Origin of the sequence: Dyadobacter jiangsuensis (assembly GCF_003014695.1) — a bacterium.
In the GTDB taxonomy this organism is placed as follows: domain Bacteria; phylum Bacteroidota; class Bacteroidia; order Cytophagales; family Spirosomataceae; genus Dyadobacter; species Dyadobacter jiangsuensis.
This window is the reverse complement of record NZ_PYAS01000023.1, coordinates 14,693-36,174: the sequence shown is the minus strand read 5'-3', so window position 1 is coordinate 36,174 and position 21,482 is coordinate 14,693. Positions and strand designations below refer to the sequence as shown.

The following is a 21,482-nucleotide window of genomic DNA, read 5'->3' as shown; positions in this document are numbered from 1 at the left end:
GCATTTCCCGAAGCCCGCCATGAATCTGATTGATGGCGGGCTTTTTTGTTTTAACTTTACAATCAAATCCTTGTAAAATTGAATCTGAACGGTAAAAAGATACTGCTGGGCGTTTCGGGAAGTATTGCCGCCTATAAATCTGCATTGCTGGTGCGGCTGCTGGTGAAGGCGGAAGCAGAGGTTCGTGTGGTAATGACTCAATCGGCAACAGAGTTTATTACGCCGCTGACGTTGTCGACCCTCTCCAAAAATCCCGTTCTAACCTCATTTACCAAAAATGAAACGGGTGAATGGAATAACCACGTCGAACTCGGCCTTTGGGCTGACCTGATCATTATCGCTCCTGCCACAGCAAAAACACTCTCCAAATGTGCCATTGGCCATTGCGACGACCTGCTCACGGCCATTTACCTTTCGGCCCGATGCCCTGTATTCTTCGCTCCTGCTATGGATGTGGATATGTTCAAGCATCCTTCCACGCAGCTTAATATTGAAAAGCTGGTTAGTTATGGAAACATCTTCATTTCCCCTGAACACGGAGAGCTGGCCAGCGGACTGATCGGTGACGGGAGGTTGGCTGAGCCGGAAAATATCATCAAAATTCTCGGCGCCCATTTCGCGCAACGGCCTGTTGCCCGCTCTAAACACGTCCTGATTACCGCTGGCCCCACGGTAGAACCGCTCGATCCGGTCCGGTTTATCAGCAATCGCTCTTCGGGCAAAATGGGATATGCCATAGCGGAAGCCTTCGCGGCTGCGGGAGCGTATGTGACGCTGGTAAGCGGGCCTACGCATCTGAAAGCGTCCAATCCCAACATCCGCACAATCGCTGTCGAAACTGCCAGCCAGATGTTCCATACAGCAAAGGAGAATTTCGAAGCTAATGACCTGGTCATTTTCGCAGCGGCAGTGGCCGACTACACGCCGAAGTACGTGGCCGAACAAAAGATCAAGAAACAAGGCGACAGCATGACACTGGACCTTGCCAAAACGACCGATATTGCGGGAACCCTGGGCGCATTGAAGCGGCCCGGACAAACGATCATCGGTTTTGCACTCGAGACCGAAAACGAACTGAACCACGCCCAGGATAAGCTCATCCGGAAAAACTTCGATTACATTGTTTTAAATTCCCTGAACGATCCCGGGGCAGGTTTTGCACACGATACCAACAAAATAACCGTTATTGACAAAGACAAAAATGTGCAGCAGTTCGACCTTAAATCCAAGGAAGAGGTCGCGCAGGACATTCTTAATATCGTACTAGCCAAATGGAGCGAAGCATAAAACTACTGATCCTGATTATCCCGATGGTTTTGGGAATGCTCGTGCAACGTGCATACGCGCAGGAGTTCCAGTTTACCGTCAATCTCAATTATGAACAGTTGGTGGCGCAACAAAAGACTGACCCGCAGTCGATGAACCAGTTGCAAACCTACATGAATGATTTTCTGAATAATACCCGTTGGACGAACGACCAGTTTGCCAAGGAAGAGAAGATCAAATGTAAGCTCAATGTGAACCTGACCCGCTCTTTGGCACAGGGAAACTACGAAGGCAATGCACAGCTGATAGTATCCCGTCCGGTTTATGGGTCCACCTACGAAACAGTGCTTTTTACGTATGTCGACAAGAACTTCACATTTACCTATCTGCCCAGCACGCAGTTGTATTTTAATGAAAACAGCTATACGGAAGAGCTTCCGTATATTCTGGCGTTTTACGCCAACATCGCGCTGATTTTTGATTATGATTCGTTCAGCAAAATGGGGGGCTCGCCATATGTTCAGAAGGCATTCAACCTTGTGAACCTTGCGAGAAACTCCTCGCCCAACAAGCGTGGCTGGGATTCGAACGGCGACTCTAAAAACCGCTATTGGCTGATAGAAAACCTTCAAAGCCAGCAATTTACACCATTTCGCGAAGGAATGTACAAGTACTATCGCCAGGGCCTGGACGTAGCGACACAGAATCCGGCGGAAACCCGTGCGAAAACGCTTGAATTCCTGAATACCATTAAGGAAGTGAATCAGCTCCGTCCGGCGAGTGTAGTGGTCAATTCATTTTTTGATGCCAAATCGGATGAATTATATAAAATTATGATCGAGGGATTACCGGAGCAGCGCGTGCAGGCCTACACCCTGCTGGTTAATCTCGACCCTTCAAAAACCCAGCTCTACCAGCGGCTATCCATGTAGCAGATTATTCATGAGTAAAAGATTAATACGGGTTACACCCGACGAAATAAAGAGCAAGCAGGGCATTCTACAAAAACTGCCTCTCAATGCCGTATTATCAAATGGGAATACCGTTTTCGGCAGATTAATATCCATCGACGCCACGCAGCTTGTATTGAAAGACACGCGAGATCATCAGCATCAGATCGCCCTTTCCGACTTATATGAAGTCGTTTATGACGACAGCAAAGGCATTGTGCCGCCAAGCAGGCACGCCACCTTATAAAATCGGAGCAACTTCCTGTTATATTTCCTAATTGGGAAGATCATGCCTATATTCGTATCGGAGACAACGTTGATCCCCTTCATCACAGCCAGGTTGCATTATCTCCGGCAATCTGCTTCCTAAATTAGACATGCTTTCTAATTTACTGATCAAAAACTATGCGCTGATAAAGCACCTAGAAATGTCCCCCGATCCCGGCCTGAACATCATTACGGGAGAAACGGGTGCTGGTAAATCCATTATGCTGGGTGCAATAGGCCTGCTGCTCGGAAACAGAGCGGATGCAAAATCGCTATACGACAGCAGCGAAAAATGCGTGATCGAAGGCACTTTCAATCTGACAGGCTACGATCTGGCTCCCAACTTCGAGGATGAGAATCTCGACTTTTCGGAAGAATGTATTGTTCGCCGTGAAATCTCCGCAGCCGGCAAATCCAGGGCGTTCATCAACGACACGCCTGTTAACCTCGAAACACTGCGGAAGATCGGCATGCAATTGCTGGATGTACATTCACAACACGATTCGATATTGCTTGGTAACAATGAGTTTCAACTGCGCGTTGTCGACTCTTATGCCGAAAACGCCGATCTGCTCAAAACATACCAGGCCGATTTTAATGCTTACCGGGAAGCTGTAAAGGCTTTCGACGAGCTGAAACGCCAGGCGCACCAGCTTCGCAAGGAATTCGATTATGACCAGTTCCTTTTTCAGGAATTGAATAATGCAGGTTTAAAAGCCGACGAGCAAGAGAAACTCGAACAGGAGCTAACAATCCTGGAAAATGCGGTAGAGATTAAAGAAAAACTGCAACTGGCCCACGCTTATCTCGACAATCCGGAAAATTCGGCTCTTGATTTGTTGAAAAGTGCGGTGGGCTCACTTACGCAAGCGTCGCGGCTTGTGACTGAATACGACATCCTGCGCCAGCGTGCCCAGAGTGCGCTCATTGAGCTGCGCGACCTGGCCGAGGAAATCGACCAGGTGAATGGGAATGTGGAGTTGGATTCGGCTCGGACCGAGGTCGTTCAGGAACGGCTGGACCTGATTTATTCATTACTCAAAAAGCACCAGGTATCGGCCGTCTCCCAACTGCTGGATATCGAGGCCGGCTTACAAGGCAAGCTGAGCATTGTCATGAACCTGGATGAGGACATGGCTGCGGCCGAAAAGAAAGTCACACAGACACACGACAAGATGCTTGCCGGTGCGAAAGTACTTTCCGACAGGCGCAGAAAAGTGACCAAGGCCATTGAAAAACTTATTCTGGACCGGCTGTACGAGCTGGGTATTCCCAATGCGTCGCTCAGCATCCAGATCAACGAAACCACCCCTACACCGAGCGGAATCGATTCCGCAACGTTCCTTTTCAGCGGTAATAAGGGTATTGTCCCGCAAGAATTGAAATTAGTTGCCTCCGGCGGGGAATTTTCCCGGCTGATGATGGTTATTAAGTATATACTCGCCGACAAGCGAAAGTTGCCGACCATTATTTTTGACGAGATCGATACCGGGGTTTCCGGCGAGATTGCCAAAAAGATGGGAAAAATGATGCAAAATATGGCTGTAAATCACCAGATTATCGCCATTACGCATTTGCATCAGATTGCCAGCAGCGGCGACGCGCACTATTTCGTATATAAAGATCACTCCTCGGACAGAACTGTCAGCAGGATTAAAAAACTCACCATCGATGAACGTGTACAGGAGATCGCCCAGATGATCGGCGGACACAATCCGTCGGAAGCCGTGCTGCATAATGCGCGCGAAATGATCCTGAGGGATTAACATACACCTATTCGGTTAAATCCATTTTACATGAAAAACCTTATCCTTCTATCGTTCCTTCTCGTGCTTTGCTTTGCATGCGGAAAAGACAAAGACCAGGAAAAACTCACAGGCCTTGAAACCGAAGTACTAGCCATCCATGACGAAGTAATGCCTCAGCAGGAAGATATTATGAGCCTGAAATCGCAGCTTTCCAAAAAAATTCAGGGGATTGACAGCCTTCAGAATGTAGGTGTAAGCAGCAATACTATGGCCGAACAGCGCATTAAGGCGGTGGATCTGAATCAGAAACTGGCCGATGCCGATAAGCTTATGATGGACTGGATGCACGCCTACCGCGGCGATTCTGCCAAAAAACTGGAACCCAAAGAAGCGCTCCTTTATTTCGAAAAAGAGAAAGAAAGGATATTGCTCGTCAAACAAGCCACACTGAAATCGATCCAGGAGGCGAAAACATTTTTAGAATAACCCGTTTATGAATTCGAAATTAAAATCAATCCTTTTCCATTCCCTGTTCATTTCAGGTTCACTGGCCGCCGTTACCGGTTGTGGTGGTTCTGATAGTAAACTGCCGATCCTGGGAGAGCGCGACGTAGTGAAGAAGACTGTCGATGGAAAGGAAGTCGTTGACACCATTTATAACAAGATCCCGAAATTCGCATTCGTTAACCAGTACGGCGATACGATTACCGAGAAAATTGTCGAAAACAAGATTTACGTGACCGACTTTTTCTTCACTACCTGCCCTACCATTTGTCCCGTTATGAAAAAGCAAATGGTGAAAGTCTACGAGGCATATAAAGGTAATCCGGATGTGATGATCCTCTCCCACTCCATCGATCCCGAGCATGACACGCCTGCCATACTCAATCAGTTTGCGAAAGATTTGGGCGTGGAAGGCCAACAATGGCAATTTCTGACTGGCGATAAGGCCCGCATTTATGAAATTGGTCAGAAGAACTATATGTCCACGGCCAAAGAAGACACTACGGTGCAGGGCGGATACATCCACAGCGGCGCGTTCATTCTGGTCGACAAGGATAAGCACGTGCGTGGCATGTACGATGGTACTACCGAAGAAGGTACCAAAAAGTTGCTCAACGACATGGAACGGTTACTGGCTGAATATAAGAAATGAAATTGCTGCTATTGAATCGTACCGCCACGGCCCGCATGCTGGCGTTCCTGACGCTGGGCCTGGCATCGTGCCACAGTTCTGAAGAGCTGAAAAGTGAGCAGTATTTTGTGACCGGACAACAATTGTACATGACGCATTGCGCTAACTGTCACCAAATGGAAGGTAAAGGGATGTCCAATCTCTATCCGCCCATTGCCGGATCGCCAATTCTGTCAGATAAGGCACGTGTGGCCTGCATTATCCAGTACGGGATGAGCGACACGATCGTCGTGAACGGCAAGAAGTTCAGCAGGCCGATGCCTCCCAATCCTAAATTAACCGAAATAGAAATTGCGGAGATCGTGAGCTTTGTGTCGATGAAATGGGGGAAGGACAGCGTTTACACACCGATCGGAGTCGTGCACAAGGCGCTGGTAGAATGCAAGGCTAACTAAAATTCTGTCAGGAATGTACCGGTCCCTTTCCGCAATTTGATCCGCGAAAAGTCCTGCTCAGCATCCATACCTACGGCATTGGTGGTTTCCGACGTTAATGTGTTTCTTACTTTCAATGGCTTATCTGTAAAAACTTTCCGCGTGCCAGGGCTCCAATTGAGCTCGGTGGTGGTCAGGATTTGATGGTCCTGCAACTTGACTACGCGTACGTGCCCTTTTACAATGTACACATCCGCATTGCGGTCGTACCTGCCCGAATCCGAGCGCAGGGTAGTTACAACAGTTCCCAGTGAATCGAAGAAGCTGATATTTACCGAATCGGGGAAAACACGGGTTTCATTCTGATAGGTAAGCGATTTGGGTGTTTTCACATATACCTTCATATTGCCCTGCTCGCTGTATTTTACCACCAGGTCGTTGACAATTTCTATCGGTCCGTTGTAGACGGCTCCGATCTTTTCCGTTTTGGATTCACAAGCTGCGAAAAGCAGCATACAAAGCACCAGAATACAAAAAGGAGATAAGTGATTATCTCCTTTTGAAAATACCTTTTGAATGCTTTTACGAAGCATAAGATTGCCGTTTAATCGATCCTTCTCTTCTCAAACCATCTTTCCAGGAGCGTCACGCCCAAGACCACGCGCCCGTAACGCTCGCGGATCGCTCCGCCCGAGTTAGTACCGCGCTGCCCTCCCACGAATGCAATCGAAAGGAAGTTGGCAAAACCGCGGCCCATCGGGAATGTAAATCCGAGGCTGACATTCGTATCATTGATTTTCGTATTGCCCACCACATACGGCGTATTACCTGTGCTGAAACCAATGCGGTAACGAACGTTGTCAAAATAATTAAGCGAAGCGAACTTTGGGATATACTCCGCTCCGACGTGCAGACGATTCACGTCTCTCAGCGCCTCGTTCACATTTCCGAAACCTCTGTACTGAGACCACGACTGGTGGCTGTAATCCACTGATACCGTCATTTTGAATGGCCATTCAAGCGTTGCGCCGACCTGATATTGCTCAGGCACTTTCATGGAGCCGCCAAGGTTGTTCTCCAATGTATCCGGCGTTGCCACCGGGAATGATCCTTGGGTAAGTTCGAATGAAGTCGTCTTAGTCGCATTCAAAGCAGTACTGAAACTATATGCACCGCCAAGGTTCAGGTTCAGCTTGTTCTCTTTTTTTATAGGGATCCGAACGGAACCACCGGCGCGAAAAGCAATGTCCGAATAGGTATTGCGTTCGTTGAGGCTCACTATGTAATCGGATGGGACACCATTAACAATGAGCATTACATCCGACGATCTGCGCACGTTGCCGAAAAAATAGCTGGTTTCAAGACCCAGACTTACATAACGGCTAATTTGGAATGAGTTGACCAACGAAGCCTTGTTGACGCCGCCCTTTCCAGAAACTGTGTATTGCGCAACACCTGGTGAGCCGGACACAGGACGCGTAAATGTGTTCTCAAAGTCAATGAAACTATACGGCTTCAAATTGGCCCCGATTACCCATCTTGGTGTAATTGGAAACGACAACGACAAATACGCCAGGTTTCCACCCGCGTTTTTCTGTCTCAGGTTGCTGGACGCTATGTCTTTATATTGTCCGACCAACCCCACATCCAGTGTGGTAAACCTGTTACGCACCCAGAGTGCCGGGTTCAGGTTGTTGACCTGGAATCCGCTTCCTGAGGCTACGCCGGCTCCTCCCATACCAGTATTGTCGGAATATGCATCCCCGTAAAACTCCCCCATGCCGAGCGATGAATACGGAGAATTGCCCAATCCTTGTGCTTTTGCAAGATTTGTACAACTCCAACCGAGTGTAATGGCAAGCGTGACTATTCCTATTCTACTGTAAAGAGACATTATATGTTAAAATTCTGTTCAATCCTATTAAAACCAGTTCCGGCACCGCAAAGATGGGTGGTTTCAAGCTACTTTCAAAAAAAGCAGCATCCCCACCGCATAATACTACGCGTAAAGTCGGGTAATTGTGTCGGTATCGTTCAATAATTCCTTCGATTTCAGCAAGGGTGCCGTTCATGACACCGCTTTGCATGGCCTGACGGGTACTTTTTCCGATCAAATCAGGCGCTTTTTCAGGCTCGAAAAGTGGAAGTCTTTTAGTAAACGTATGCATTGCATTGAATCGCATCCGCACACCGGGAGAAATTAACCCGCCCTGAAATGCAGCATGGCGGTCGATGAGGTCGTAAGTAATGCAGGTTCCCATATCGATTACCACAAGATCTTCATCCGGAAAAAGATAATTCGCTCCCGCGGCGGCGGCAATCCGGTCTGCGCCGAGGGTCTGCGGAGTGTCGTATTGCTTAGTAATCGGTAAAGGCGTGTCGGGGGTCAGCCCCATTACCTGAACCGGTTCACCCAGCGCGTCCTGAAACTCTTCCTGCGTCCTTCCTACCGACGAAAAAAACAAGTACTCCGGCAGCTCCGCCCTGATATTCCGGATCAATTCCGGGAATTCCAGGTGCGTCGTATATCGTATAAGTTTTTCCCCTTCGAACCATCCGATCTTCGAAAAGGTATTCCCGGAATCCACAACAATATTCATAGTCCGCAAAATTCCGATTTTCCGGTCACAAAAACTAAGGCTATGAAGAAGTTACTACACGCTAAATCACTGACTTCGGCACATTATCAGACATTTTTTATCGTACAAAAACAATAATAACCCGCGTGGCACGGTTTTTAAGCTAAATATTTGGAAATTAAACCATATATGTTTACCTTCGTCCATCCAAGTCAGTATCGACTCGTAAATCCAAATTCCATCTCGCAGTAACTTCGCACCTCAGCGTTATCGAGATTTAAAATCTTGCTGATTTATTGTCAATACTTCCTGTTTGTACCTGTTACAATTTTCAGATTTGATCCATCAAAGTTTTGCTGTTTGTAAAGCCTTTCGCGCGGGCTTTCGCAATAAATGCTTATCAACCTATCAATGACCATCACGTGACTTCAGGGCGCGCAGTCCTGTTTATATCCAATTATATTCACAACCTTATTGTCCAATTGGTAAAGTGACCCTTTACTTTCCATTTTCTGTATGCCTACAATTGATGATTTAAACATTAAGCTTTTATCAGAGCTACGAGAAATAGCGGGTGCTCTGGGAATACCCGATCATGCCAAACTTCCTAAAAAAGAACTGATTAACCGGATAATGTCGCAGCAGGAAGCACCTGCACCTGTTGCCGCGCCAGTTGCGGTGGAAATCCCTGAACTGGAAGCCGCCCCGGCCGAATCCGGCGAACCCAAGAAAAAACGTGCAAGGAGGCCTATCGAGCCAACCCCTGTGCCCGTTCCGGTAAAAGGCGGAAATAACCGTCCCGTCCGGAATAAAAAAGACCTCCCAACGGTCCCTTCTTCTGCACCGTTATTCGATACCCCTCGTCAGGAGTTCGCGAAACGCCAGGAAGAACGACCCAAAAATATAGATACATCGCTCGAAATCGACGAGGATAATGATACCCTCAACGATCTCGGCAGAGAAGAAATCCCCGCGGAAATAGAAGCAGCCACCGAACCGGAAGTAGCGGTTGCGGAAATTCAGGCTGATATTCAGGAAGAAAAACCTGAGGTAGTTGCGCAGGAACCAGTGGCCCAACCACGTGAAGAGCGCCAGCAGCGCCCTCCTCACGAAGGTCAGGAGAGACATCAACAGCCGCAGGCGCAACGCGAAGACCCTTCTTCGAAAATCAAACGCAATTACAATAACTATGTGAGAGAGTTTGATGGCCTGATCGTCAACGAAGGTGTGCTGGAAATCATGCAGGATGGCGGCTACGGCTTCCTTCGCTCTGCGGATTACAACTACCTGGCGAGCCCCGACGATATTTACGTTTCGCCTTCGCAAATCAAACTGTTCGGTCTGAAAACCGGTGATACCGTAAAAGGTCAGATCCGCCCGCCGAAAGAGGGAGAAAAATACTTCGCGCTACTGCGCGTGGAAACGGTTAACGGAAAAACCACCGAAGAAATCCGCGACCGTATCCCATTCGAATACCTTACCCCATTGTTCCCGGATGAATGCCTGCGCCTGAGCTCGCGCCCGGAACAATACTCCACCCGTATTCTCGATCTTTTTGCACCTATCGGTAAAGGCCAGCGCGGTATGATCGTGGCTCAGCCTAAAACCGGTAAGACCGTGCTTTTGAAAGAAATCGCGAACGCTATTACCCGTAACCACCCCGAAGTATTCCTGCTGATCCTGTTGATCGACGAACGTCCGGAAGAGGTTACCGACATGCAGCGCAGCGTACGCGCCGAGGTAATTGCATCGACATTCGACGAGCAAGCCGACCGCCACGTGAAAGTAGCGAGCATTGTTTTGGAAAAAGCCAAAAGAATGGTGGAATGCGGTCACGATGTAGTAATCCTGCTCGACTCCATCACACGTCTGGCGCGTGCTTATAACACGGTAGTCCCTTCTTCCGGTAAAATCCTTTCCGGTGGTGTGGATGCCAACGCATTGCACAAGCCGAAACGTTTCTTTGGTGCTGCGCGTAATGTCGAGAATGGCGGCTCGCTGACCATCATCGCAACCGCGTTGATCGACACCGGTTCCAAAATGGACGAGGTTATCTTCGAGGAATTCAAAGGTACCGGTAACATGGAATTGCAACTCGACCGCAAGCTGTCCAACAAGCGCGTTTTCCCGGCTATCGATGTGATGGCATCCGGTACGCGCCGCGAGGACCTTCTGCTCGACAAGGAAACTCTCAAGAAAGTATGGATCCTGCGCAAGCACATGGCAGATATGAATGCAATGGAATCCATGGATTTCCTTTTGGAACACATGAAAGGGACGCGGAACAACGAAGAGTTCCTGATCTCAATGAACCGATAACTCATAAAGCCCGGGCTAACGTCCGGGCTTTATTGCGTTATTAGCCCTCCTATTGGATATTATTTGACGAAATCCTATTTTTAGGTAAAAGCATACATCCGTCAAACTCTGTTCCTTATGTTCAATAGCAAGGCGCTCTGGTGGACGTTCCTGGGATTCTGGATAGCAGGTTCTATTTATTGGCATGTTTGCAGAATCCGGCAGTTTTGCGACATGATATTCGGCTCACAATCGCTATTACCGGAAATGTCCGCGCAGCGGGGCCAGCTTTATCTCACCCTCCGCCCTTTCGGGTTTCCTGCTTACTACGTTGAGCTCACGCATTTCTGGCAGCACACCATTATGATCGGCGTCGCGCTGATTATCGGCTTTATATTGGGCAGGGCTTATGAGGTAAAAAAAACAAGGGATCTGCGGTACAAACTGAACCGCATCCACCGTGAGTTGGCCTACTATCAAACGAAACAATGAACTTGACGGCTATCACTTTTGATCTCGACAGTCTTCCGGTAGCGGTTGCAGAAATCACCGTGCTGCTGATCGCCGCCACCGTCGCCGGTTGGTTTCTTGCAAAAGTGATTATCAAAAAGAGAATTGATAACTTGCGGGAATTAATAGAGGAAAAGAAATACGAACTCGCTCAATACCGGACTTTAACGAACACCACAGTGGATTACCCGATTGCTACCAACGCTCACAAAACCGTTTATCCCCCCATCAGCCCCGATCACGCGCCCGACGACCTCAAAGTCATTGAGGGAATAGGACCTAAAATCGAGGAGATTTTGAACAAAGAGGGTATTCATACCTATGAACAGCTCATGGAAACGTCTCTGCTACGCATTGCAAGTTTTCTTAAAAAGGCCGGCCCTCGTTACCAGCTCCACGACCCGTCGACCTGGCCGCAACAGGCTGGCCTGGCAAAGCAGCAGAAATGGGAAGAATTGGAAAGATTGAAACACAAACTGATTTCAGGAAGATCATAAAAAACGAAAAGCCGCTTGTTACAGCGGCTTTTCCATTCGATATTAATCTCTATCACAAAGTACTGACAGTCCTTTGGATAAACTGAGTGAGGTCATTACCCGAAAGCATTCCTTGTGACAGCAACGCGAGGTCGTAAACCTGCTTAGCCAGCGATTTCTGCTCATCTTCATTCTCCGAACCTGCGATTTTACCGATCAGCGGGTGGTTGGAGTTCAACGAAACCGTGTACATCAAAGGCATATCACCAAACATCGAACGCTGACCCGAAGATGCCTGCATGTCGGTCATACGGCGCATGAATTCGGGAAATGTAATCACAACCGGCAGTTCGTCAACCGGCATAGCTTCTACCTGAATGTGCGCCGTTTTGTTTTCCGAAACGCCTTCGAATACCTTCTTCACCTTTTCCTGGTCGTCGGAAGAAAGAATGCTTTCCAGCTTCATTTCTTTCTCTACCAATTTATCCAATGTATCGGCATCGACACGTTTGATGCTGATCTTTTCCAGCTTCTGCTCCAACGCATTGATAAAGTGTGAATCGATCATGCTGTTCAGCACGAGCACATCGTAGCTACGCTTTTTGGCTGATTGGATGAATGCATCCTGTTTTTTCTCGTCGGTAGTGTACAACCAAACGAGTGACTCATTCTTGTCGGTCTGGTTTTCCTTGATATGTTCACGGTACTCTTCGAAAGTAAAGTATTTACCGTCGGTGTTTTTCAACAAGCAAAAATCCTTCGCTTTCTCATAGAATTTATCGTCACTGATAATGCCATACTTCACGAACAGACCGATATCATCGAACTTCTTCTCAAAGCCCTCGCGGTCGTTTTTGAAGATTTCCAGCAGCTTGTCAGCCACTTTGCGCGTAATGTATCCGTTGATTTTCTTCACATTACCATCCGCTTGCAGGTAGCTGCGCGATACGTTCAACGGAATATCCGGCGAGTCGATCACACCATGCAGCAGTTGCAGGAAGTCGGGAACGATGTCCTTCACCTCGTCGGTAATAAACACCTGGCGGCTGTAAAGCTGGATTTTCTCGCGCTGCCCTGAGAAATCGTTACGAAGCTTCGGGAAATACAACACACCGGTCAGGTTGAATGGATAATCCACATTCAAATGGATCCAGAAAAGCGGGTCTTCACCGAATGGGTAAAGCTCTTTGTAGAACGCGAGGTAATCTTCGTCTTTCAGGTCAGACGGGCTTTTTGTCCAGATCGGGCTTGGGTTGTTGATCACCTTGTCCTCAAACTCGATTTCGATCGGCAGGAACTTGCCGTATTTTTCCAGGATACCACGCAGGCGATGCTCGTCCAGGAATTCTTCGGAATCTTCCGCCACGTGCAGGATAATGTCCGTTCCACGCTCTTCTTTTTCTACGGAAGAAATTTCAAACTCCGTCGAACCGTCGCATTCCCAGCGAACAGGTTCAGATCCTTCCTTGTAGGACTTGGTAATGATTTCCACATTCTGGGCCACCATGTAAGCCGAGTAGAAACCCAGACCGAAGTGACCGATAATACCTTTGTCGCCCTCGCCTTTATCTTTATATTTTTCTACAAACTCGGTAGCGCCGGAGAATGCGATCTGGTTAATGTATTTTTTGATCTCGTCGGCTGTCATACCGATACCGTTGTCACTGATCGTGATCGTTTTGGCATCTTTGTCCAGCTTGACAACCACTTTCAAATCGCCGAGCTCGCCATTGTATTCGCCGTAGGAAGCCAGCTTTTTGATCTTCTGCGACGCGTCCACCGCATTGGAAACGAGCTCCCTCAAAAAGATTTCGTGGTCCGAATAAAGGAATTTCTTGATAATCGGAAAGATATTCTCGGTATGAATGCTCAAATTCCCTTTTTCCTGAATCACTGATTCCATAGTTATGCTATCGTTTGTTTTATATTTTAAGAATGTAATTTCCCTTTGCAATACGCGCCAAAAATATGCGTTCCAATTACAATCAAAACGCATACCGGCTGACACATTGTCAGTACTCCCCTACCCAGTGGTACGAAAGCTCAATCGGCTGGTATGTGAAAGGCTTTTTTACTAATATTGCGACCGGTAAACAACTCAACTAAAATCACCAAACCAGTTCCGCCGAACACCAATTTCTGACATGAATCTGATTAAAAAACTTTTTGTAGGAGTATTCTTTATCAGCGGGTTCTCTGCCTGCACCACCATGAACTCCGTTCCTCTTTCGAATTACACTGTTTTTACCGAAGACCTTCGTCGCGATCTGGAAGCTGCCAATATTTCTCTCACGAAAGTCCAGTTCTTCAACGATAAGTCCATCAACATCCGTCGCGAGGTTACCGATCCGAACGATATCAAGGTAAATCCGGAAGGACAAATCACGATGAGTAACGGAAAAAGCATTCAAACGATCAATGTACTGCCATTCACACCGGGCGTTGCATTAAGTACCGGCGATGGCACGGTCAACGTTTCGTGGGACGATACCCAGCAGGATACGAAGGGCATGAAGTTCAACCTAAGCGGCCAGAACTACTTCCTCGACGTGCTTCCCAACAACAAATTCGATTATAAAGAGCGCACTTTCGACCTGCAAGGCGGTAATGGTGCTCGTCTTTTTGTGAAAAAGGATTTGTTGAAACAGGTTAAAAACCAGAGAGAGACATTGAAAGGACGTAAAGTGAACCAGTAATTCATTGTCATTCATAAAAAATAAAAGGTCGGGAAACCCCGACCTTTTATTTTTTGAGCGTTCCTTTATCAGTTTAGGTTAAAATATTGGCTTTTATTGCTGTTCGTCCTGGGCTTCTGGATGATCTGCGAGTTACGGATCAGCACAATCACCACCAGGCCTGTTATGATCGCAAGGGAGATTTGCAGAAAGGAGATGATACCAAAGCTTGCCACATTCACTTTCGACGCCTTCACCAGGTCTTTCCCGATCGTCGACTGAATACCCGCCAGCTCATTCAGGTTCAAAATCGTGCTTTCGAAAGTTGTGTTGCCCGGTGCTGAAAACAATTGCTTCGCCTCGGCAAACGATCCGGCCGCACACAATGCAAGCACCTGGCTTTCCAGCCTGGCGTATTGCCCTATCTGATTTTTGAACCCTTCGAGACTTTTCGCTTCCTCGTCCACCAGGTACGTCTTTTCAAACAACCGGATCAGCGAATCGATGCTGCGGTCGTGCGCGCGCAGCAACGCCTTCACGTGCGCGGGCGGCTGCTGCGCTTCCGAATAGAGGTAATTTTCAAGCGAAAGACGCTTCCGGTACAGATTTTCCGTGAGATACAAAATCGTGGTTGCCGGAACGAGGCGGTCTTTGTAAATGGATGAGAACGATTCGTCGATCCCTTCCACATTATAACGGGAAATTAATGTTCCGCCAACGATCAATGCCATGATCCCTCCCAACAAAAACGCAGCTTTAACCTTCTGCTGAATAACAAATGACCACTTCATGGATTGATGATTAACATTCCCAAGGTATCAATGTATTTAGAAAATACAAAAATATCTTTTTATATTAACGAAAAAGTGCGCTGTGTAATATCTGTTTCGCAATGTACACACAAAAAAAGCGCAGAGGCCAAAGCCCCTGCGCTACGGCAACAGCATCGCAAATCTAGTTTTGCTGGCCGCCGCCTCCTACAACATCCGTATTGTTAACCGACTTGGTTTTCTTCTTAGGTGCATTGAAGCTCATCTTACCAATGGAATAGCTGAACGTTATCTTGAAGTTGCGGTTGTAAAGCTGTGTAGTGCCGGTTTGCACGAACTGCGGCGAAGTCAGGTCGGACGTGAACCGCACTCCTTTCGTCAGGAAGTTCTCCGCGCCGAAACCAATGCTGCCTTTCTTGTTAGCAATATCCTTTTTGAACCCTAGGGAGTACATGTAGAAGCCGGTGCGCGTCCCCTGCAACTGGATCTCCTTGCCACGGTAGAAACCGAATGCCTGCAATCCCCAGCCATTTCGCAGCGAAATCTGCGACATCAACCGTCCGCCATAGTTAAAACCGGAGTTACTGATGCCTACCGAAGTACCATCCAGGCCGGTTGTTTGGCCTTCGAGGTACGAATGCAGGATGTCGACGCTTCCGTTCAGCGTCCATTTGGGCGTCAGGTACACGTTTGCGAAGATATTCGCACCATATGCGCGTTGCTTGCCAATGTTTTCATAAGTGGTCACAATCGCGCCCTGCAGGGTATCCACGGCCATGCGCACTTGCGTGATAGAGTTGTTGGTCTGCCGTGCGAAAACCGATGCATTGATATAAGTCTTCTTAATGTTGGTACTCAATCCGAGCTCAAAGTTGTCCGTCAGTTCAGGGCTCAAAGCCGGATTACCGGTGCTGATGCTCTGCGGGTTCGAGAGGTTCACGTTCGGGTTCAGCTGCTGAATACCCGGGCGTTGAATGCGTCGGTTGTAAGCCGCTTTCAAAGTAGTGCTGCCCGAGAGCGCCTTCGACACGTTGATGCTAGGCACCAGGTTTCCGTATGCAGGAATGTCGATAGGCTTGTTGTCCCCCATGTCGGCGGTAATTCCCGTGTATTCATAGCGGGTACCCAGCTTGAATGTGTATTTATTTTTGGTAGAAAGTGTGTAGGAGAAATACCCTGCTGCTACATTCTGCTTATAGTTCAAAACACCGGACGGATTGGTACTGCTCAACACAAAATTCCCAGATTCTCCGGCCGTAAGGTATTTAAAATCGCTATCCACAGTTCTGAAAATCCCTTTCGCCCCGAATTCCAGCAATTGGTTTTTGCCCAGCGGCGTCTGGTAATCCGTTTGGAGCGTCAGTTCAGAGTTCTGGTTTTTGTTTTCGTTTTTAAGCTTGCTGTCTACCGCACCGGATTCATTCAGGATGTCGGTATTGAAGTTGTTGGTCAGGCCGGTGCGGCTGTACAAGGTAGAAATACTCCACTCCTGCTGCGGCTTGAATGTACGGATGTAATCGATATTGAAATCAACGGTTCCCGAAAGATCTTTGCGATCCACCTTTCGCAGCGAGCTGTTATTAAGGATGCTGTTTTCGTATTGATTGATGGTCAGATCCTGCTTTTGAAGAAAGTTCCGCGTTCCATAGCGCAAGCCTGCGGATAATGCCTGGTTTTTACCCAAATCATAATCCCAGCCCAGTGAATACTGCCCGAACAAGCCTCTGTCTTTCGCAGTCGAACTTTGGTTAGTCAAAAATGAATTGTTACCTGAATACGTCGTCTGATCGAGCACCGATGTAGCCTTGTTATAGAATGCACGGCCAAAACCACCCAGCGTGAAACCCATCTTGCCTTTGCGGTAGCTTCCATTCAGGCCCAGGTTCGAACCCCGGTTACCCACGCCCGAATCGATATTCAGCGTCAGGCCTTGCAGGTTATTCTTTTTGGTAATGATATTGATAATACCGCCTGAGCCCTCCGCATCGTATTTAGCCGAAGGCGAAGTGATTACCTCCACCGACTTGATCATATCCGCCGGAATCTGCTTCAAGGCATCGGCTACGTTAGCCGCGATAATGGTAGAAGGTTTATTATTGATCAAAACCTTGATATTCGAGCTTCCGCGCAGCGACACATTACCATCCAGGTCTACCGAAAGCATGGGCACCTTCCGCAGCAGGTCCGAAGCATCGCCACCTTTGGAGGTAATATCCTTTTCCGCATTGAAAACCATTCTGTCAACCTTCTCTTCGATCAGCGACTTTTCACCGGTAATGGTCACCTCCTGCAAATTCTGCACGCTCGAAGCCAGCTGAATCGATCCCAGCTCCACGTCCTTGCCTTTTTCCACTTTCACATTCACGGCCTTGTCCTGGTAGCCAATGAAGGAAATCATCAGTTTATACGAACCCGGCGCCACTTTCGAAATGGCGAACTTGCCGGTCTCGTCAGCGGTGGTACCGTCAATCGCCTTGTTATCAGCGACATTGAATAATGCAATACTGGCAAACTCCACGCCTTTCGCTGCGGCTGAATCGAGTACAATTCCGGAAATTTTGGAGTTGCCCTGCGTAGGAGCTTGCGCGAAGGATTGGTTGGCTGCAATAGCCAGAAACAGGGTCAAAACGACAAATCTGACTGCTGATAGTAAGGGATTCTTCATGGTTTCCATAAGTTTTCAAAGAGGGTGCTTTCGCCGCTATCCTACTTAAATACAATTCTCAATACAAAGGAAAAACATACTTTGTATTTATTATTTGATAATAGATAGCCACCCCGTTTTCATCTGCGAATCGGCACTTTCAGGATACCAAACCGAAAACGGTGTACAACTCCCGTGGCAAAAGCCGTCGGGCCCTGTTTGTGGTACAATTTTGGTGGAGAGGGCATTCTATACAGCGATCATGCAGATTGCTGCCCTATTTGTGCGTACTTTTGAGGTTCGAATACCAAGCGGCAACGCCCGCAATAAGCTAACATACTCTTCTGTTCATGAATGATGTCGTCATAGATTTTAGCAAAGTCCACCAGATCAATTTATTCGGAATAACCATTATGGAGCCGTCGACTGTGCTGTCGAGCCTGATGATGACCGCTGTGTGTATCTACGCTTTTTTCCATCTCAACAAACTCGGGCGTGCGCATCGCATGTATAAGCAAATCCAGTATTTCTTCCTTTTCATGGCCATCGCAACGGCTATCGGCGGAATTCTGGGACATGGCTTCCTGTACCTCACAGGCAAGGTCGGTAAAATACCAGGCTGGTTCGCGAGTATGATCGCCGTGGCGTTGTTCGAACGCGCGGCAATATGGCATATCAAGCCGCTGCTGCATCAGCGCAATGGCCTCATCCTGGGCTGGCTGAACTACGTCGAGCTCACAATATTCTTCGTACTCACATTCATTACGCTCGATTTCAGGGTTGTGGAAGTGCACGCATTCTATGGACTGTTCCTGATGCTCTTCATGATCGAGATTTATGTTTACAAAAAGAAAAAGGATCCCGGCAGCAAGAATATCTTCCTCGCCACGCTCATGGGGGCGATAGCCGCGGGATTCCATGCACTGAAATTCAGCTTCGGAGATTGGTTCAATTACAACGATATCGCGCATATCCCGATGTCGCTCTCGATTTGGTTCTACTACCAGGGCGCACGGCATATGACGTTTTATGGAGAGGAGAAGATCGTGCCGGAGGAGGTTATTGAGGGGGATTTGACTGCCGACCACTGACGACCGACCGCCGATCATTGTATCAATATGAAAAAGCGGATGCCCGTTCATCGGACATCCGCTTTTTCAGGCACTCGGCGGTCGGCGGTCAGTCGTCGGCCATCAAAAACTCACTTATTCGGCTGTGGCGTGTAGCGCAAATACGGCTTCACGATATTCAAGCCTTTTGTAAACTTCTTCTGCGCATCTTCGGTGCTCACCGCGGGTACCACGATCACGTCTTCGCCATCTTTCCAGTCGGCCGGCGTGGCTACCGAATAGTTGGCTGTCAGTTGCAAAGAATCCACTACACGCAGGATTTCGTTGAAGTTACGGCCTGTGGATGCAGGGTAAGTCAGGGTCAGTTTGATCTTCTTGTCCGGACCGATCACAAACACCGAGCGCACAGTTGCTTTTTCGCTCGCGTTCGGGTGGATCATGTCATACAGTTGCGCTACCTGGCGCCCTTCGTCGGCGATGATCGGGAAGTTCACTTCGGTATCGTTTACTTCGTTGATATCCGGGATCCAGCGGTGGTGCGAGTCCAGGTCGTCGACGCTCACGGCGAGTACTTTCACATTGCGTTTCTCAAACTCACCTTTCAAAAGGGCCGTTTTACCCAATTCGGTTGTACAAACGGGAGTAAAGTCAGCGGGGTGCGAGAACAGCAATCCCCAGCTATCTCCCAGCCATTCGTGGAATTTAATGGGGCCTTGCGTGGTATTTGCTTCAAAGTCCGGTGCGATATCTCCTAATCGAAGTGACATAATGGTGAAGGTTTAAAGAATGAAACATTAATCTACTAACATTGTAGAGTAGAACACAAAATTAAAGAAATAGTTTCATTTAACGGCCCATTTCTTCCATTAATAAATCCAACGGCAAACCGCTTTTACTGGCCCGGCATTAGCAGCTGATAATCTTCATTTTAACCAATTTTAACCGCATTTTAAGGCTCGTTTAATTGCGTTTTAATTGCTGTTTGGCTCCTTTGAGAAACGAAAACCGGAGATGGGTTCAGCGCCCGGCCGGTCGGCAAAAAGACTTTGTAAAACGCTATCTGCTCCTGCACATGACAGCCCGGAACAACTCTTTCGACGAACACGTGGTACTGCATGAGTTGAGGCAATTTTTGCCGGCATTGTTACCCGGAAGAGCATTTACCCGCCGGAATCCGTTGGAGGCTTTTCAGGACTTCCACTTTCATGACGCACTACGGCACGCGTCCGAAATGCTGGGCTACAAAACTTCGCTTTCCCTGGAAGAGTACCGTTCGCTTTACAATTCCAAAAGAGTGAAACCCGATGTTCTGGAAAAAGTGCTGGTAGAGAAGAAAGGTGCCGCGAAAACCTTTGAGTGGCAGGACAAAGTGCTGATGAAGAAGTATCCGGCGGATGCCGAAGCCGCACCACGGATAGGCCGGTTAAGGGCCTACTGGCAAAAGCAGTACAACACAGATCCGGATGCCCGTGTACATCCGAGATTGTTCCGCATTTTAGGCAACTTTCTCGATCACGGCGTTTCCGACTGGTCATTCCCGGTACGCGGACAAAGCTTTCTCGATTCCATGCGCGAAATGGAGACGAACAGCTTTATCAGCGCATTCAATACGCCCCGGGCTCGTAAGCTGCTTTTGCAGACCAGCCCTTCAATCGGCGACTTGCTAGCCATTGTTGTCGGCGATGAGGCACTTTTCAGGCAATACCTGTTCGACCAGCAATTTGCCCACCGGGGTTGGTCGGGCCTGGTAGCGACGCTGGAAAGCGGCCGGAACAGCCTGCCCAATGGTAGCAGTGTTACTCTCCGGGAATTGATCGTCTTCGAACTGCTCCTGGAAATCGATGTGCTGGACGCTCGCCTGGGCAAGCATTGGGAGCCGCTCGCTTCGCATCTGACGACTCGCCCCGACGATTTGTTTGACCCGGTTCCCGCCAGTGAAAAAAGCGAAGTACTGGCAATCTGGCAGGAAGCCGTAGAATGGAGTTATTATGAGGAGATACTAGCCGGGTTATGCCGGAATTCGCCAAATGAGGATAGCGGATACGTTGCGGGAATGGCTTACGCGAGCGCGCCTGACACCCTTTGCATGATCGGCAGGCCATCGACAGCACGGAACATTCCGCCTGGTCACCGGGCGCACCTGAACAGCTACGACTTCTCGCTCGACCGGGACGGAGAGGAACTGGAAAAGATCCTCGAAACCGTGGTACCCGCGCTCGGTGCCGAAAACCTTGAGTACCTTTTCTCGCGTACAGGGCATGCAAACTCAGATGCGGGCAATGCCCTCACGGATGAGATAATCGGTCTGTTCGGTGTGGCCGACGGCGCCCGCGGAGACTTGCGGACAGGATTGCCAACCGAGCTGACCGAAGGGTTGGAACCGATGCGCCTGCTATGCATTGTGGAGCAGTTCCCGGAAACGGTATGGAGAGTGATCGACCGGCTGAATGCCTCGCATTCACAAGGTACTGCCGGGCGGCGATCCGTCGGGCGGCGATCCGTCGGACGGTGGATTATGAATGAATGGATACGCCTGGTCGTGATCGACCCGGTCACCCGTGAACTCCGGGTCTTAAAAAACGGTGAAATGGTAAGCTATAAATCCGGCTACCATCGATCAAAATATTCGCTATCGGTGGCTGGTGATTGGTGAAGCCGCA

At 48.5% G+C, this 21,482-nt stretch carries 20 protein-coding genes; 13 read left to right on the top strand and 7 right to left on the bottom strand.

Features of this window, described 5'->3' with window-relative positions:
• Positions 1-78 precede the first annotated feature (78 nt).
• The 7 genes from coaBC (at position 79) to CLV60_RS31260 (ending at position 5,821) form a co-directional block, all read left to right on the top strand.
• Complete coding sequence (coaBC, locus tag CLV60_RS31290; RefSeq protein ID WP_106599342.1) at positions 79-1,287, top strand: bifunctional phosphopantothenoylcysteine decarboxylase/phosphopantothenate--cysteine ligase CoaBC; 1,209 nt, start codon at positions 79-81, stop codon at positions 1,285-1,287.
• Positions 1,272-2,198 (top strand): type IX secretion system protein PorD, encoded by a 927-nt coding sequence (gene porD, locus CLV60_RS31285; protein ID WP_106599341.1) that lies wholly within the window; start codon positions 1,272-1,274, stop codon positions 2,196-2,198. The genes coaBC and porD overlap by 16 nt, the downstream gene beginning before the upstream one ends.
• 10 nt (positions 2,199-2,208) lie before the next feature.
• Positions 2,209-2,463: a hypothetical protein gene (locus CLV60_RS31280; protein WP_106599340.1), complete on the top strand. Its 255-nt coding sequence runs from the start codon at positions 2,209-2,211 to the stop codon at positions 2,461-2,463.
• Between the two features lie 130 nt (positions 2,464-2,593).
• Positions 2,594-4,249 (top strand): DNA repair protein RecN, encoded by a 1,656-nt coding sequence (recN, locus tag CLV60_RS31275; protein WP_106599339.1) that lies wholly within the window; start codon positions 2,594-2,596, stop codon positions 4,247-4,249.
• Between the two features lie 30 nt (positions 4,250-4,279).
• Positions 4,280-4,717, top strand: coding sequence for a viral A-type inclusion protein (locus CLV60_RS31270; RefSeq protein ID WP_106599338.1), 438 nt, complete (start codon positions 4,280-4,282; stop codon positions 4,715-4,717).
• A 7-nt stretch (positions 4,718-4,724) separates the two neighbouring features.
• Positions 4,725-5,387, top strand: coding sequence for an SCO family protein (locus CLV60_RS31265; protein ID WP_106599337.1), 663 nt, complete (start codon positions 4,725-4,727; stop codon positions 5,385-5,387).
• Positions 5,384-5,821 carry a c-type cytochrome gene (locus tag CLV60_RS31260; protein WP_229211217.1) on the top strand — a complete coding sequence of 146 codons (438 nt, stop codon included), beginning with the start codon at positions 5,384-5,386 and terminating at the stop codon, positions 5,819-5,821. The genes CLV60_RS31265 and CLV60_RS31260 overlap by 4 nt, the downstream gene beginning before the upstream one ends.
• Here the strand turns inward: CLV60_RS31260 and lptC are convergent.
• Genes lptC through CLV60_RS31245 form a run of 3 tightly spaced genes read right to left on the bottom strand, consistent with a single transcriptional unit; the run spans position 5,818 to position 8,400 of the window.
• Complete coding sequence (lptC, locus tag CLV60_RS31255; protein ID WP_229211216.1) at positions 5,818-6,393, bottom strand: LPS export ABC transporter periplasmic protein LptC; 576 nt, start codon at positions 6,391-6,393, stop codon at positions 5,818-5,820. The two genes, CLV60_RS31260 and lptC, sit on opposite strands and share 4 nt — an antisense overlap.
• Before the next feature lie 11 nt (positions 6,394-6,404).
• A complete protein-coding gene (gene bamG / locus CLV60_RS31250) occupies positions 6,405-7,694 on the bottom strand; it encodes a BamG family beta-barrel-assembly machinery protein (protein WP_510185979.1) in 1,290 nt (429 codons plus the stop codon).
• A complete protein-coding gene (locus CLV60_RS31245; protein ID WP_106599336.1) occupies positions 7,678-8,400 on the bottom strand; it encodes a type III pantothenate kinase in 723 nt (240 codons plus the stop codon). Before CLV60_RS31245 ends, bamG begins: the two co-directional genes overlap by 17 nt.
• 495 nt (positions 8,401-8,895) lie before the next feature.
• Between CLV60_RS31245 and rho the strand changes: the two genes are divergently transcribed.
• From rho to CLV60_RS31230, 3 genes are all read left to right on the top strand, one after another.
• Positions 8,896-10,698 (top strand): transcription termination factor Rho, encoded by a 1,803-nt coding sequence (gene rho, locus CLV60_RS31240; protein WP_106599335.1) that lies wholly within the window; start codon positions 8,896-8,898, stop codon positions 10,696-10,698.
• A gap of 117 nt (positions 10,699-10,815) precedes the next feature.
• Entirely contained in the window at positions 10,816-11,169 is a 354-nt protein-coding gene (locus CLV60_RS31235; protein WP_106599334.1) for a hypothetical protein, read from the top strand.
• Positions 11,166-11,684, top strand: coding sequence for a helix-hairpin-helix domain-containing protein (locus tag CLV60_RS31230; RefSeq protein WP_106599333.1), 519 nt, complete (start codon positions 11,166-11,168; stop codon positions 11,682-11,684). The genes CLV60_RS31235 and CLV60_RS31230 overlap by 4 nt, the downstream gene beginning before the upstream one ends.
• Before the next feature lie 52 nt (positions 11,685-11,736).
• On the opposite strand, the gene htpG is transcribed toward CLV60_RS31230, so the two are convergent.
• Positions 11,737-13,566: a molecular chaperone HtpG gene (gene htpG, locus CLV60_RS31225; protein WP_106599332.1), complete on the bottom strand. Its 1,830-nt coding sequence runs from the start codon at positions 13,564-13,566 to the stop codon at positions 11,737-11,739.
• A 241-nt stretch (positions 13,567-13,807) separates the two neighbouring features.
• On the opposite strand from htpG, the gene CLV60_RS31220 reads away from it, so the two are divergent.
• Positions 13,808-14,359: a hypothetical protein gene (locus CLV60_RS31220; RefSeq protein ID WP_106599331.1), complete on the top strand. Its 552-nt coding sequence runs from the start codon at positions 13,808-13,810 to the stop codon at positions 14,357-14,359.
• Positions 14,360-14,427: 68 nt separating this feature from the next.
• Here the strand turns inward: CLV60_RS31220 and CLV60_RS31215 are convergent, their stop codons facing one another.
• Both CLV60_RS31215 and CLV60_RS31210 read right to left on the bottom strand, forming a co-directional pair.
• A complete protein-coding gene (locus CLV60_RS31215; RefSeq protein ID WP_106599330.1) occupies positions 14,428-15,129 on the bottom strand; it encodes an MCP four helix bundle domain-containing protein in 702 nt (233 codons plus the stop codon).
• Between the two features lie 163 nt (positions 15,130-15,292).
• Positions 15,293-17,782 carry a TonB-dependent receptor gene (locus CLV60_RS31210; protein WP_106599329.1) on the bottom strand — a complete coding sequence of 830 codons (2,490 nt, stop codon included), beginning with the start codon at positions 17,780-17,782 and terminating at the stop codon, positions 15,293-15,295.
• Between the two features lie 383 nt (positions 17,783-18,165).
• Here CLV60_RS31210 and CLV60_RS31205 point away from each other — a divergent pair, with 383 nt between their 5' ends.
• Complete coding sequence (locus CLV60_RS31205; protein ID WP_229211214.1) at positions 18,166-18,843, top strand: DUF6962 family protein; 678 nt, start codon at positions 18,166-18,168, stop codon at positions 18,841-18,843.
• A gap of 110 nt (positions 18,844-18,953) precedes the next feature.
• Here the strand turns inward: CLV60_RS31205 and CLV60_RS31200 are convergent, their stop codons facing one another.
• Entirely contained in the window at positions 18,954-19,589 is a 636-nt protein-coding gene (locus tag CLV60_RS31200; RefSeq protein WP_106599327.1) for a peroxiredoxin, read from the bottom strand.
• Positions 19,590-19,813: 224 nt separating this feature from the next.
• On the opposite strand from CLV60_RS31200, the gene CLV60_RS31195 reads away from it, so the two are divergent.
• On the top strand, positions 19,814-21,475 hold the full coding sequence (locus CLV60_RS31195; protein WP_106599326.1) for a putative inorganic carbon transporter subunit DabA: 1,662 nt from the start codon (positions 19,814-19,816) through the stop codon (positions 21,473-21,475).
• Positions 21,476-21,482: the final 7 nt, after the last annotated feature.